The organism is Mycobacterium sp. D16Q13 (assembly GCF_002013375.1).
In the GTDB taxonomy this organism is placed as follows: domain Bacteria; phylum Actinomycetota; class Actinomycetes; order Mycobacteriales; family Mycobacteriaceae; genus Mycobacterium.
On the sequence record NZ_MAEW01000008.1, the window covers coordinates 148760 to 161974 of the forward strand.

A 13215-nucleotide genomic window follows, 5' to 3' on the forward strand; every position below is an offset into this window, starting at 1 on the left:
GCCGACCGACCACCGCACGCCGCAACGCGCTGATCAGTGATGGGCGGGGTGGCGAGTTCGCCAGCCCGTCACCGCGATCCAGCCGAGGGTCGCCATGGCCGCCACAATGTCCACCAACCCGGCCCAGGCCAGCGGCCACGGCCTGTCGATGCGCCAGATGTCGGGTTGGGCGAAGCTGAGCAGCCAGGGCACCCCGACCAACAACAGCGCCAACCACCCGTATCCAAAGATCTTGGCGCCCAACTTTTCTCGCCACGGCCCGTGCAGTAGCCACACCATGAACGGAACCATCCACACCCAATGATGTGTCCACGAGATGGGCGAGATGAGCAGACCGAACGTCTGCACCACACAGATCTGGCCCAACCTGTCGTCCACGGCTCGCCAGGCGAAAAAGGCCAGTACCGCGGTGACCAGGTAGGCCGCCAATACCAGCACTCCCGACCCCGCGTCGTGTCCGAGGATCCTGGAGATACCTCCACGCCAGGACTGGTTGAACACGGTGGCGATCGGACCGATGCGGTCCGGCTTACCCAACAGGTCGGTGAAGTAGTACCGCCCCTGCGCTCCGACCACGGCGACGCCGACCAGAACGGTCGCGACAAAAACCACGCCGGCCCAGAGAGCGGTCACCCACCGGCGCGCTCCCAGGAAGTAGAGCCCGGAGACCAACGGGGTCAGCTTCACCCCGCCGGCGAGCCCCACCAGCGTTCCCGAGATCCACCAGCGTGACGATGTCACCGCCACCAGGATCAGCAGCATCAGCAGCACGTTGATCTGCCCATAGTCCAGCGTCGAGCGCACCGGTTCGGTCCACATCGTGATCGCTGTCCACACGGCGGCGCCACGGGCATCGTCGAATCCGAGCAACCGCTGACTCAGCCGAACCACCGCGTACAGCGCGGCGATGGTGCCCAGAATCCAACACAGGCCAAGCAGGGTGAACGGCAGCAGGTGCAGCGGCCAGAACACCACGGCCGCGAACGGCGGATACGTGAAAGGCAGCGGGAAGTCGGGAGTCTTGTCCGGGTACGTGAACTCATAGAGATTGCCGTGCCCCAGAGTGGCGGGGCCGCTGACGTACACATGCAGATCGACAAGGTCGGCGCCATGCGGAGTCAGATAAGCCCAGGCGACTCGTACCGCGATGCTCAGCACGAGCAGCCACGGACCCCATTCCCGGACACGCCGCCACGCCGCCACGCCGCGTGTCGGCACCAGCGGCTCGGCATTCGCCCTGGTCGACTCGGTACTCATCGGGGTTTCGATAACCTCACTCACTCGTTTTGGTAACGGTTCCATCTACGCCACACGCGTCACTTGAGTAACACGCGTAACGGATTACCTTGGGTTTTAACACCGGCAATCATGTCTAGCGAAACAGCATTGGAGTTCAATATGTCACGGTTTATGTCCCGGCTCCCCAACGTCTTCGTGGGCGCGTCGATCGCGGCCTTCGCGTCAGCCGGCCTGGCGCTGGGCATGGCGTCGACCGCTGGCGCTGACCCCATTCCCGGCCCGCCGCCGAACCCGACCAACCCTGCCGCGCTCCTGGGCCAGGCCGCCGCGGGCTTCGGTAACGCTCCCGCTGCCGCCCCGGTGGCTCCCGCGGCACCCGCCGCGATCGCTGCCCCGGCACCTGCCCTCCCGGCGATCACGCCTGCCGCTCCTGCGGTCGCACCGGCTCCCGGTGTGGCGCCCGCCGCACCGGCTGCTCCGGCCGCTCCGGCCGCGCTGCCTCCGGCCGCCGCACAAGCACTGAACCCGGCCGCCGCTCAGGCACTGACGCCCGCGGCCGCGCAGGCGCTGTCCCCGGCGTCGGTTCCCGCCACCAGCAACCTGCCCGGCGTTGGGCAGATCCCCGGCGCGGACGGTGTCACGCAGACCGTTGATCTGTGGGCCACCAACCTGCCCAAGCTGCTCCCCGCAGGTGTGCAGCAGACGCTGATTCCGCCGGCCCTGGTCAACGGAATCCCGGCCGCCGCGGCCGCTCCCGTCGCCGGACTGCCCGCTGCCACCGCCCCCGGCGTTGGCATGGTCCCGTCGGCACCGATGTTCGCAGCACTGCCGTAGTTCACTACACAAGCAAGGCGGTCAGGGCGTTACGCCTTGGCCGCCTTTGCTTTGGCCGCAGCCTTCATTTCCTTCTTATGCGCCCGCACGAGACCGAGCGACTCGCCGTCGACAACGTCCGCAACCGACAGGTGCGTGTCCTTCTCGCCATAGTTTCCGGCGGCCTTACGCCAATCCTTGGGCTGCACTCCGTATTGTTTGCCCAGTAGTGCCACGAAGATCTTGGCCTTTTGCTCGCCGAATCCAGGAAGCGCCTTGAGCCGCTTGAGCAACTCGGCCCCATCCGGATCCCCCGCCTTCCAGATGTTCTCCGCCCGGCCGTCGTATTCGTCGACGATCTCCTGTGCGAGTACCTGAACACGCTTGGCCATCGAACCAGGGAATCGATGTATCGCCGGCCGTTCGGAACATAAGGCGATGAACTTGTCGGGGTCATACTCGGCGATCTGGTGCGCGTCGATACCGCCGATCCGGTCCGCGATCTTCTTGGGCCCGGCGAAGGCCACTTCCATAGGAATCTGTTGATCGAGGAGCATCGCAATCAAAAGCGCTAATGGATTCTCCTCCAGCAACTCATCGGCGGCCGGGTCCTGCGCTAGCTGCAATTTCGCCAATGTGACATTCCTTCCTTCTGAACTTTGACAACCCGAGCGGTGCTAGGCTACGGCAACTTGGGCGACCAAGATCACAGTGTTCGGGGAGGCTGCCGCTGTCAGGCCAATTGGACGTTGATCTAGAGGCGTTGCGCAAGCTGTCGCCGGAATTACGAGAACAGGCCCAGAAGCTATGCAACCGGGCCGCCAACCCCACCAGGGTCGAAGCCGGGGATGCCCCATCGCTGACCGCAGTGAGACGGCTCGTCACCGAAGTCATCCCCGAATTGCAGCGCATGTTTGCGGCACGCTGCGTCAACATGGCAGACCTGTCCGAACAGGCGCAGGCCCGGTTCGGAGACACCGAAGAGTACGTGCGACAGACCATCCTGTCCGCCGCGTCGTTGTCGAGGCCGCAATGAAGTCTGAGTACTCGGCCAGAAGGTTGCTGACGAACCACCCTGAACAGTCGATCGTGCCGTTGCGCCAGGCGATGCTCGCCGCCACCGAGCTGCAGCACCGCGCCCAGGACTACAAGCATTCGATCGACAGGCCAGGCGGCCTGCCCTGGGACGGTGAAACTGCCCGTGCGATCCAGGACACCGCGGCCAGCGATGAGAAGACGATCTACCTGGCCACCCAGGTACTACTCGATGACGCCCCGAAGGCCTTGGTCACCTTGGAGTTCCAGTCGATCGAATATCGCCGCGAGGCGGTCGACCTGTACAACGAGGCCACCGACCACGGCTACACGGTGGCCGAGGACCTCACCGCCAGCTGGATCATGCAGCCCCACACCAGCGCGGAGGTCATCGAGAAGGCGAACCAGAGCGCCGTGAAGTTCACCCGGATGATGCGGAAGGCCTACGACAAGTGGTGGGCAGCCGAATTAGAGGCCCAGCACCAGATCGACGCCATTTGCGATGAGCTGGCGGCCTCGTTCAATCCCTTCAGCGGGCTGACCTCCGCACAGGGAAATCGGGACGGCGAGCACTTCCAGGCGGACAGCCAGCGCGATCAAAGTGTGTTGAGCCGCGTCAACACGGCATCGCTCTTGGACGATCGGCAGCTCAAGGACCTCGCCGCGGGTAAGAGCGTCACCATCCCGTCCAACCAACTGCAATATCTGTACGAATTCGCACAGTCCTTCGATGGCAAATCCGCCACCGAGATCGCGGCCATCAAAGCCGGACTACCCGAGGAATCTCGCGACGCGATGACGCGGGCGTTCGACCTCGTGTCCAACAACCAGGTCAAATCCGGCGTGCCCTTCACCGATGGCGCCCTGAAGAACTTCATTCCCGACGTCGGCTCCGAGCCGCGTCTTCCGGATGGCATCGTCAGCGAGACCATCCACCTACCTCCGGTCGAGCCCACCGATGCGGAGAAGTTCCTCCGCGCGGTCAACCAGCAGTACGGGGAAGAGTCGGCGCGCAGAAGCGTCTGAGCCCCGGGTCCCTGGACCCCAGCCCGGCCAGGTGAACACCTGACAAACCAGCGCGAGAAACCCCACGGCCGTGACTCGGCTCTCATTAGGCTCTCCCAGCACCCTGACAGGTACCCATAAGGAGCCAGCGTTGACCGCCATCGATCCTGCCGAGCTGTCCGCCGAACGAGCCCTGGAAATCCAGGGCAGCGCGGAATTTCAGGAACTCCGGAAAACATTGCGCCGCTTCGTTTTTCCCATGACAGCGTTTTTCCTCGTGTGGTATGGCCTCTATGTCGTGCTGGGAGCTTTCGCGCACGACTTCATGGCGATCAAGCTCCTCGGCAACATCAACGTCGGACTCGTACTGGGCCTTGGCCAGTTCGTCACCACGTTCGTCATCACCGGCCTCTACGTCAGATTCGCCAACCGCGAGCTGGATCCGAAGGCCGCGGCCATCCGTGCCGAGGTGGAACAGGCATGAGCACCCCATCGATACTGGCGGCCGAAACCGTCGGCAATCCGGCCACCAACATCGCGATCTTCACCGTCTTCGTCGCCGTCACCCTCTACCTCGTTATCCGCGCCAGCGGCAGTAACAAGACCGCAGAGGGATTCTTCACCGGCGGGCGCGCGTTCTCCGGCCCGCAGAACGGCATCGCCATCGCCGGGGACTACCTTTCCGCCGCAAGCTTTCTCGGAATCGCCGGGGCCATCGCGGTATACGGCTATGACGGCTTTCTGTACTCCATTGGATTCCTGGTGGCCTGGCTGGTGGCTCTGCTCCTGGTCGCCGAATTGCTCCGCAACACAGGAAAATTCACCATGGCCGACGTGCTGAGTTTCCGGCTCAGGCAGCGCCCGGTGCGACTGGCAGCGGCGACGTCCACCTTGACGGTGTCGCTGTTCTACCTCCTGGCGCAGATGGCGGGTGCCGGCGGCCTGGTGGCGCTCCTGCTCAATATCCACAGCAGACTGGGCCAGTCGATTGTCATCGGCGTGGTTGGCGTGCTCATGATCGTCTACGTCCTGGTGGGCGGCATGAAGGGCACCACCTGGGTGCAGATCATCAAGGCGGTCCTACTGATCAGCGGCGCCGCACTCATGACGGTCGCGGTATTCGCCAAGTTCGGTTTCAACTTCTCCGACATCCTCGGCGCCGCGCAGCACGCCGTCTCCGACAGCCACACCAAAGGTGTTGCGTCCCGCGATGTTCTAGCCCCGGGCGCGCAGTACGGCGGCTCCCTGACATCAAAGATCAACTTCCTGTCGCTCGGACTCGCGCTGGTACTGGGCACCGCCGGACTCCCCCACGTCCTGATGCGCTTCTACACCGTGCCCACCGCCAAGGAGGCTCGCCGATCGGTGGTGTGGGCGATCGGACTGATCGGCGCCTTCTACCTGTTCACGCTGGCGCTGGGCTACGGCGCCGCCGCACTCGTCGGACCCGATCGCATCCTGGCAGCGGCCGGTGGCCAGAACTCGGCCGCACCGCTGTTGGCCTTCGAGCTGGGTGGGGTGATCCTGCTCGCGGTCATCTCGGCGGTGGCCTTCGCGACCATTCTCGCCGTGGTGGCCGGATTAACGATCACCGCATCGGCATCCTTCGCACACGACATCTACGCCTCAGTCATTAAGAACCACAACGTCTCTGAAGCCGAACAGGTCCGGGTGTCGCGGATCACCGCAGTGGTACTGGGCGTCATCGCGATCGGGCTCGGCATCTTGGCCAACGGGCAGAATGTCGCGTTCCTGGTGGCGCTGGCCTTCGCGGTCGCGGCAGCGGCCAATCTGCCGACCATCCTTTTCTCGCTGTACTGGGCACGGTTCAACACCCGCGGCGCGCTGTGGAGCATGTACGGCGGATTGATCTCCACCATCGTGCTCATCGTCTTCTCCCCCGCCGTCTCCGGCGCGAAGACGGCGATGATCCCCGGCGCGGACTTCGCCTGGTTCCCGCTCGCCAATCCCGGCATCGTGTCGATTCCACTGGCCTTCCTGCTCGGCATCGCCGGGACGCTGACCTCCAACGACAAGGGCGACCCCGGGCTGAACGCGGAGATGGAGGTGCGCTCCCTGACGGGCATCGGCGCGGAAAAGGCGATCGCCCATTGATCCGGGCGGAATGAGACGGGCCCGCCCATGACTTACATTGGGTTGTGATTGCCCGTCTGCGGCGTTCGGCCGCGTTCATCCTGCTGGCCTTCAGCTTCTCGGCGGTCATGATCGGCACCACCATGCCGACCCCGATGTACGCCCTGTACTCGCAGCAGATGCACTTTTCCGTGCTCACGACGACGGTCGTGTATGCGACCTACGCGGCCGGCGTGCTGTTCGCGCTGCTGCTGTTCGGCAGCTGGTCCGACGTTCTGGGACGTCGGCCCCTGTTGCTGACCGGCGCCGGATTCGCCATCCTGAGCTCAGTCATCTTCCTGTTCGTCGATTCGGTTCCGCTGCTGCTGATCGCCCGCATCGTCTCGGGGCTGTCCGCGGGGTTTTTCACCGGCGCGGCTACCGTCGCCGTCATCGAGGCGGCACCCGAACAATGGCGGGTACGAGCGGCCGCCGTCGCCACCATCGCCAACACCGGCGGCCTCGGACTCGGCCCCCTGGTGGCCGGCATCCTCGTTCAGTACGCACCCTGGCCCACCCACCTCGCGTTCATCGTCCATATCGGACTCGTGTCCATCGCCGTAGTGGCTCTACTCGCGGCACCGGAGACCGCGCCCAGGCATGGAACACTTGGTGTGCAACGTCTTTCGCTACCTCCCCAGGTTCGTGCGACATTCGCTGCCGCGGCGACAGCGGGGTTCGCCGGATTCGCGGCTCTCGGCTCCTTCACGGCTGTGGCCCCCGGATTCCTGTCCGGGGTGCTCGGCATCGACAACCACGCGGTGGCCGGGGCAAGTGTCTTCCTCACATTCGGATCCTCTTGTGTGGCACAGATTCTCGTCCGGCAGGTGCCGGCGGCCAAGGCGCTGATCCTTGGCTGCGCAATCCTGCTGACCGGGATGCTGCTCGTGGTGGTGGCCCTGCACACCTCGTCATTGCCCTGGTACCTGGCCAGCGCCGTGGTGGTGGGCATCGGGCAGGGCATCAGCTTCAGCCGCGGACTGGCCTCCATCGCCGACCGCACTCCGGAGGACAACCGCGCGGAGGTGACCTCCAGCTACTTCGTCGTCGCCTACATCGGAATCGCCCTGCCGGTCATCGGCGAGGGCCTGGCCGCGCACGCATGGGGACTACGCACCGCGGGGATCACGTTCGCGCTCGCGGTGGCCGCCCTGGCGGCACTCTGCCTGATCGCGGTCATTTGGCAAGAACGCCCACGCCGGGCGGAAACGACGGCACCGGCGACCACCGGCTAATCAAGATCTGTTGCCGCTACACCCCATGACCACAGCTGTGGTGCCGAAAATATAGGTAGCACAGCACAGTTCACACACCCCACTGAGACGCTCGGGCCAGAAACCGTTCATCCGATAAGGGTTGTCCGGGCCGTGGATCGGCGCTAAGTTGTCGGCGGCCCCTGCCTACTCCGGGGTCGTTACCGGTCTTTTCAGAAGGAGTCGATGGGTCGTGCCTGAAGTCGTGCCGGATGACGGCGAAGCCCCAGTCATTGTCAGCCTCGTCGATGCGGCGGTGCACATGTACGCCTCCGCCATCGACACCCTGCCCGAACCCACCGATCCCGAGTACGGCGAACGCGTTGGCGTCGTCCTCAGTGGGTTGCGAAAGCTCGAAGGCGCGATCTCGAAGGCGGCCGGCCGCAGCCGCGTCACGCCCTCGGTCGTCGTCGCGCTGAGCGGAGTGCGCCATCGGTACGACGATCTGATGAAGGACGCGGCCAACAGCCCCAGCGCGACATTGGGACAACGCCTCTACACCGCGCGCCGACGGGCTCGGCTCACCGCGCAGGAAACCGCCAATGGCGCCGGCCTGAAGGTCGGTTTCCTGACGGCAGTCGAATCCGAGGAAGCCGTCACCGAGGACGAGGCCGCCAAGATCAAGGACCTCATCGCCGCGCTCGGCGGCTAGTCCTACTCGCCAGGTCCAGGGGAAACTACCTAGCGAGGTCGCGTAGCGACGCGCTGTGTCGGTGATCGGCACTGGGCGACGCTAGGTGCATGACGATGACTCTGGGCTTGCCCACAGCCGCCGAGGTGGGCGCTGCCACTCCGACAACGCGCGACCGCGCACTTGACGTGATCCGGATCGTGTCGCTGGTCGGCGTGGTCCTCGGGCACACCATCATGGCGGTGAGCGCCATCGACAATGGTGTGCTGCTATGGGGCAACCTGCTCAACGGCCGCCCCGTTTTCCAGGCACTGACCTGGGTTTTCCAGATCATGCCGCTGTTCTTCTTCGCCGGTGTCGCCGCCAGCGTGGGCTCCTGGAAGCCCGGCACCAGCTGGGGGTCCTGGCTCATGCATCGCTGCACCCGGCTGTACCGCCCGGTGTTCTACTATCTGGGCTTCTGGGCGGTGGCGCTGCTGATACTTCGGCAGATCCTGCCGCTGCACGTGTACGAGCCGGTCGCCGGGGTGAGCACCCAGCTTCTCTGGTTCCTGGGCGCCTATGTACTGGTCCTGGCGGCGGTTCCGCTGCTGGCCCGGATTACGACGACACACGCCATGTTCACTGCGCTGGCGGCGATCTACCTGGGCATCGCGGCCATCGACGTGCTGCGGCTGGGCCTGGACGCGCCCAAGGGCATCGGATACGTGAACTTCGTGGTGTGGCTGCTGCCGGCGGTTTTGGGCGTGGGGTACCGCCGGCAGCTGATCACCCAGAAGGCGGCGTTGCTACTGGCCGCAGCCGTATTCGCGGTCAACATCGCGTTGGTGACCTTCGGGCCGTACACGATCAGTCTGGTCGGCGTGGCCGGGCAGAAGGTGCCGAACATGATTCCGCCCTCGCTGGTGCTGGCCGGGCACGCCATCATCCTGTCCGCACTCGCCATCGCGGCAATGCCCGCCATCAATCGATGGGCTCAGCGCCCTCGGGTCTGGTGGGCCGTGGCCATCGGCAACTCGGGCGCGATGACGCTGTACCTCTGGCACATGCCCGCGCTGCTGGGCATGCACCTGGTGTTCGATTTCCTCGGGTTCCCTCGATACAACACCGCAGCACCGGATTTCGCCGCGCTGTCGGTACTTCAAGTCGCGACGATGGCGGTCCTGGTGACCGGACTCTTCCTGGCCCTGCGACCGCTGGAGAACAACCCACTGCCCAGCTGGGACGGTGGCTATGTCGCATACCCCGGTCTGCGCAGCGCCACCGTCGGCATAGCGCTGATGACGGCCGGCGGGTTCACCCTGGCCTCAGTCGTCTGGGGACTCAAGGGCTTTGGCCTTACGTGCTGGGTGATTGCCCTGGCCGGACTGATTATCGCCCGGGCACTGGCCAACCAGAGGCGAGAGGCTTAACCGCTCTTACGGCGGAATTCGCGATGCGAGCCGGCCCGGCCATGTGCATGGGTCGGCTTGCTGGCGGTGTCCTTGTTGTCGGCTGCGGCGTTGGCCTTGTTGTTCTTACGGTCAAGGGCCTCGCGGAACCTGCGCTTGGCATCGTCCGCGGCCGAATCGCCGCTCGCCTTCGAATCGGTCATGCCCATCAGCCTAACCAAGGGACAGACCGATCGTCGCACCATTTCACTAGCATCAGCTTCATGACCGAGTCTGACGCTCTTCGCCCCAGTGACTCATCGCGGATCAGCGGAGACAGCCTGGAGGGTGTCTCGGCCACCACCTTGTGGACACTGCACAACCGCGGCACCGAGGCCAAGCGCGCGGATGGGGTGATTCAGGATCCGCTGGCCGCAGAACTCTTCGACGCCATCGAGTACGACTACCGCAAGTTCGGCCGCCCGTCGCAGAGCCACGCCCTGCGGGCCCGTGCCTTCGACACGCAGGCACGTGTGTATCTGGCGACGCATCCCCGGTCAGCGGTGGTCGCACTCGCCGAAGGCATGCAAACCAGCTTCTGGCGGTTAGGCGGCGCGGAATCCACAACCCAATTCACTTGGTACTCCGTTGATCTGCCACCGGTGATGGAGTTACGCAACAAGCTGCTGCCCAAGAATGAACGGATTGTCGAGCTGGCCCAGTCGGCCCTGGAGCTGAGCTGGATGGATCGGGTCGACGCCTCAGGTGGCGTGTTCATCACGGCCGAGGGTCTACTCATGTACCTGCAGCCGGACGAATCACTCGGGCTAATCGAGGCCTGCGCCAAGCGTTTTCCCGGCGGACAGATGATGTTCGACAACATCCCGCATTGGTTCAGCAGGCGGACCCTGCAGGGGTTCACGTTGTCGGACCGCTACGTGGCACCACCCATGCCGTTCGCGCTGACACCCGATGAGGGCGAGGCGCTCACCTCCGTTCCGGGGGTGACGGCCGCCATCGACATACCGCTGCATCCGGGGCGCGGAATCTGGAAGTTCGTCAACTCCAAGCGCCTTGATCGCGGGTTTCTGCGCCGAACTCGCCCCTCCATGACGCTCCTGCAGTTTGGATAGCCGTGACCAGATATGCCGCCCTGCTGCGCGGAGTCAACGTCGGTGGCATCACGATGAAGATGGCCGATGTCCGCGATGCTCTCGAGGCCGACGGATTTACCGGTGTGACAACAATTCTCGCCAGCGGAAACGTGCTGTTGGATTCCACCGAATCCGCCTCAGCGGTCAAGGAACGGCTACAGCAGGTACTCGGCGATCGGTTCGGATATGAAGCCTGGGTGCTGGTGTACAACCTGGACACGATCGGCCGCATCATCGCGGCCTTCCCCTGGGAGCCTGAGATCGAGGGCGTGCACTCGTACGTGATGTTCTGCAGCGACCCCGCGGTGCTCACCGAGCTGGCTGCCCTCGGTGGCGAACTCGACGAGAGCGAACGCATCGCCGCCGGCGACGGCGTGCTGTATTGGCAGGTGCCCAGGTCGCAGACTCTGAGCAGCCCCATCGGCAAGACGACCGGCAAGAAGCGATACAAGTCGACGACGACCACCCGCAATCTGAGAACGTTGCACAAGCTCGTTCGCTAGTACTGTGGCGTGCATGGCTGCCATTGATGCCCGCCACCTCGACGGGGTGTCCGAAACCGCGCTCATCACTTTGAATCAACGAGCGACCGAAGCGAACCGGCCCGACGGTGTGCTCGAGGATCCGATGGCCATCGTCCTGCGCGACAGCCTGGATTACGACTACCACCACTTCGGCCGCACGCATCAGGGAATTGCCCTGCGGGCGTTGACATTCGACAACGTCTCCAACGAATATCTCGCCGATCATCCGCGGGCCACCGTGGTGGCGCTGGCCGAGGGACTGCAGACCAGCTTCTGGCGTATCGACAACGGCGAGCTGAACTGGCTGTCCGTCGACCTGGAACCCATCGTGCGGTTGCGCCAGCAGTTGCTTCCGCCCGCCGATCGGCTCCGATACATCGCGCAGTCCGCACTCGAGCACTCCTGGATGGACCAGGTCGACGACTCCAACGGCGTCCTCATCACCGCAGAGGGGCTGTTGATGTACCTGGAACGCGATGTGGTGTTCGACCTCATCGCCGCCTGCGCCAAACGCTTCCCCGGCGGGTGGATGGTCTTCGACACCATCCCCTGGTTGATGAGCGTGTACTCGCAGCGGCGCGGCTGGAAGCTGAGCGAGCACTACACGGTGCCGCCGATGCCGTTCTCCTTCACCGCACACCAGTACGGGCAGCTGCGGGCCCTTCAGGGTGTGCGCACGGTGCGTGAGGTGCGGATGCCCGCTGGACGCGGAAACTTCCTGAAGCTGGCCACGCCGCTGTTCTATGACCTGCCGTTCTCCGACCGGATCAGGCCGGCGATGACGGTCGTTGAATTCGGTTGATCTGCAGCGCTCTAGACGGGTTTGACCGCACGTCCGATCACGATCGACGAGGACGGCATCGGAATACCGAAGATCTTCAGCCAGTCGTCGCGCTGCCCCTCGATCTCAAATCCCGCCCGTTGGATCGCTGCCAGCGTGTCCCGGTGGGTATGGCAGTTCCCGAACAATCGGGGCCAGAACGTCACGTCGACCGCGCGCTGCGCCAATCCGAGTGCGCCCTCGTGGGCGACGTGCTCGAAGAAACGCACCTCGCCACCGGGCTTGAGTACCTCGAATGCCTGCGCGGCGGCACGATCGGGGTCGCTGACCGAGCACAACACCAGCGAGCACACCACCGCATCGAAGCGGTCCTCACCCGTGACGGCCAGATCTTCGAACACGCCGGCGGTCACGGTCACCGGGATCGACGCCGCCGCGGCGGCCTCCTCGGCTTGCGGACGCAGCCTGGATTCGGGTTCGAGCGCCGTCACCGACGTCACCGTCTTCGGATACAGCGGGAAGTTCGAGCCGGTTCCCGCACCTACCTCCAGGACATGCCCGTCAGGCCGCGCAGGTTCTCGGCGCGCAACTCCTTGATCTCGGGCGGCTCGCGGCGCGCGATGGCAGACCACACTGCCGAGAAGAATCTGTTGTCGAAGCTGACGGGCGTCGCCATGTCATCCAACCTAGCCCCGCTGGCGCTGATCCAGCCCCCATCCGCCACTCAAACTAGCTCCCACCCCACCACCCCAGCGATAACCGAACTCTGGAACACTGGGGCCATGGCACAGATCACGTTGCGCGGAAACCCCATCAACACGGTCGGCGAGCTTCCCGCTGTCGGCTCTCCTGCCCCGGCATTTGAGCTGGTAGGCGCCGATCTCGGCCCCGTCACCAGCGACCAGTACCGGGATAAGCCGGTGATCCTCAACATCTTTCCCTCGATCGACACCCCCGTCTGCCAGGCCAGCGTGCGGACCTTCAACCAGCGCGCCGCCGAGGCGGGCGCGCCGGTGCTGTGTGTGTCGAAGGACCTGCCGTTTGCCCAGAAGCGCTTCTGTGGCGCTGAGGGCATCGAGAACGTGGGCACCGCGTCGGCCTTCCGGAGCTCGTTCGGCGAGGACTTCGGCGTCGTCATCACCGACGGCCCGATGACCGGACTGCTGGGCCGCGCGATCGTCGTCATCGGTGCCGACGGCAACGTCGCCTACACCGAGCTGGTGCCCGAGATCGCTCAGGAACCCGACTACGACGCGGTGCTCGGGGCACTGTCCTAA

Annotated in this window: 15 protein-coding genes and 1 pseudogene; 12 read left to right on the plus strand and 4 right to left on the minus strand. The window is 64.8% G+C overall.

Annotated features, from left to right (window positions below):
- Positions 1-33: 33 nt before the first annotated feature.
- On the minus strand, positions 34-1257 hold the full coding sequence (locus B4400_RS09410; protein ID WP_078309925.1) for a mannosyltransferase: 1224 nt from the start codon (positions 1255-1257) through the stop codon (positions 34-36).
- Positions 1258-1410: 153 nt separating this feature from the next.
- Here B4400_RS09410 and B4400_RS09415 point away from each other — a divergent pair, with 153 nt between their 5' ends.
- Positions 1411-2073, plus strand: coding sequence for a hypothetical protein (locus B4400_RS09415; RefSeq protein WP_078309695.1), 663 nt, complete (start codon positions 1411-1413; stop codon positions 2071-2073).
- Between the two features lie 29 nt (positions 2074-2102).
- Here the strand turns inward: B4400_RS09415 and B4400_RS09420 are convergent, their stop codons facing one another.
- On the minus strand, positions 2103-2678 hold the full coding sequence (locus B4400_RS09420) for an HhH-GPD-type base excision DNA repair protein (protein WP_170914966.1): 576 nt from the start codon (positions 2676-2678) through the stop codon (positions 2103-2105).
- 116 nt (positions 2679-2794) lie between these two features.
- On the opposite strand from B4400_RS09420, the gene B4400_RS09425 reads away from it, so the two are divergent.
- The 7 genes from B4400_RS09425 to B4400_RS09455 all read left to right on the plus strand — a co-directional run bounded on the left by B4400_RS09425 (position 2795) and on the right by B4400_RS09455 (position 9521).
- Positions 2795-3088, plus strand: a complete 294-nt coding sequence (locus tag B4400_RS09425) for a hypothetical protein (RefSeq protein WP_078309698.1) — start codon at positions 2795-2797, stop codon at positions 3086-3088.
- Positions 3085-4113 carry a TPR repeat domain-containing protein gene (locus B4400_RS09430; RefSeq protein WP_078309699.1) on the plus strand — a complete coding sequence of 343 codons (1029 nt, stop codon included), beginning with the start codon at positions 3085-3087 and terminating at the stop codon, positions 4111-4113. Before B4400_RS09425 ends, B4400_RS09430 begins: the two co-directional genes overlap by 4 nt.
- Positions 4114-4243: 130 nt before the next feature.
- Entirely contained in the window at positions 4244-4576 is a 333-nt protein-coding gene (locus B4400_RS09435; RefSeq protein WP_139361335.1) for a DUF485 domain-containing protein, read from the plus strand.
- A complete protein-coding gene (locus tag B4400_RS09440; protein ID WP_078309701.1) occupies positions 4573-6207 on the plus strand; it encodes a monocarboxylic acid transporter in 1635 nt (544 codons plus the stop codon). Before B4400_RS09435 ends, B4400_RS09440 begins: the two co-directional genes overlap by 4 nt.
- Positions 6208-6251: 44 nt before the next feature.
- Positions 6252-7460, plus strand: a complete 1209-nt coding sequence (locus B4400_RS09445; protein ID WP_078309703.1) for an MFS transporter — start codon at positions 6252-6254, stop codon at positions 7458-7460.
- A 280-nt stretch (positions 7461-7740) separates the two neighbouring features.
- A complete protein-coding gene (locus tag B4400_RS09450) occupies positions 7741-8130 on the plus strand; it encodes a hypothetical protein (RefSeq protein WP_078309931.1) in 390 nt (129 codons plus the stop codon).
- Between the two features lie 89 nt (positions 8131-8219).
- The gene (locus tag B4400_RS09455; protein ID WP_078309705.1) at positions 8220-9521 is read left to right on the plus strand and encodes an acyltransferase family protein; all 1302 of its coding nucleotides are present in this window, start codon (positions 8220-8222) and stop codon (positions 9519-9521) included.
- Here B4400_RS09455 and B4400_RS09460 read toward each other — a convergent pair.
- Positions 9518-9703 (minus strand): DUF5302 domain-containing protein, encoded by a 186-nt coding sequence (locus tag B4400_RS09460; protein ID WP_078289448.1) that lies wholly within the window; start codon positions 9701-9703, stop codon positions 9518-9520. The two genes, B4400_RS09455 and B4400_RS09460, sit on opposite strands and share 4 nt — an antisense overlap.
- Before the next feature lie 60 nt (positions 9704-9763).
- On the opposite strand from B4400_RS09460, the gene B4400_RS09465 reads away from it, so the two are divergent.
- From B4400_RS09465 to B4400_RS09475, 3 genes are read left to right on the plus strand one after another with little or no spacing between them, the layout of a single operon-like run.
- A complete protein-coding gene (locus B4400_RS09465) occupies positions 9764-10612 on the plus strand; it encodes a class I SAM-dependent methyltransferase (RefSeq protein WP_078309708.1) in 849 nt (282 codons plus the stop codon).
- A 2-nt stretch (positions 10613-10614) separates the two neighbouring features.
- A complete protein-coding gene (locus B4400_RS09470) occupies positions 10615-11136 on the plus strand; it encodes a DUF1697 domain-containing protein (RefSeq protein WP_078309710.1) in 522 nt (173 codons plus the stop codon).
- A gap of 13 nt (positions 11137-11149) precedes the next feature.
- Complete coding sequence (locus B4400_RS09475) at positions 11150-11959, plus strand: class I SAM-dependent methyltransferase (RefSeq protein ID WP_078309713.1); 810 nt, start codon at positions 11150-11152, stop codon at positions 11957-11959.
- 11 nt (positions 11960-11970) lie between these two features.
- On the opposite strand, the pseudogene B4400_RS09480 reads toward B4400_RS09475, so the two are convergent.
- Positions 11971-12614 (minus strand): annotated as a pseudogene (locus tag B4400_RS09480) (class I SAM-dependent methyltransferase).
- Positions 12615-12720: 106 nt separating this feature from the next.
- Between B4400_RS09480 and tpx the strand changes: the two are divergent.
- Positions 12721-13215, plus strand: a complete 495-nt coding sequence (tpx, locus tag B4400_RS09485) for a thiol peroxidase (protein ID WP_078297550.1) — start codon at positions 12721-12723, stop codon at positions 13213-13215.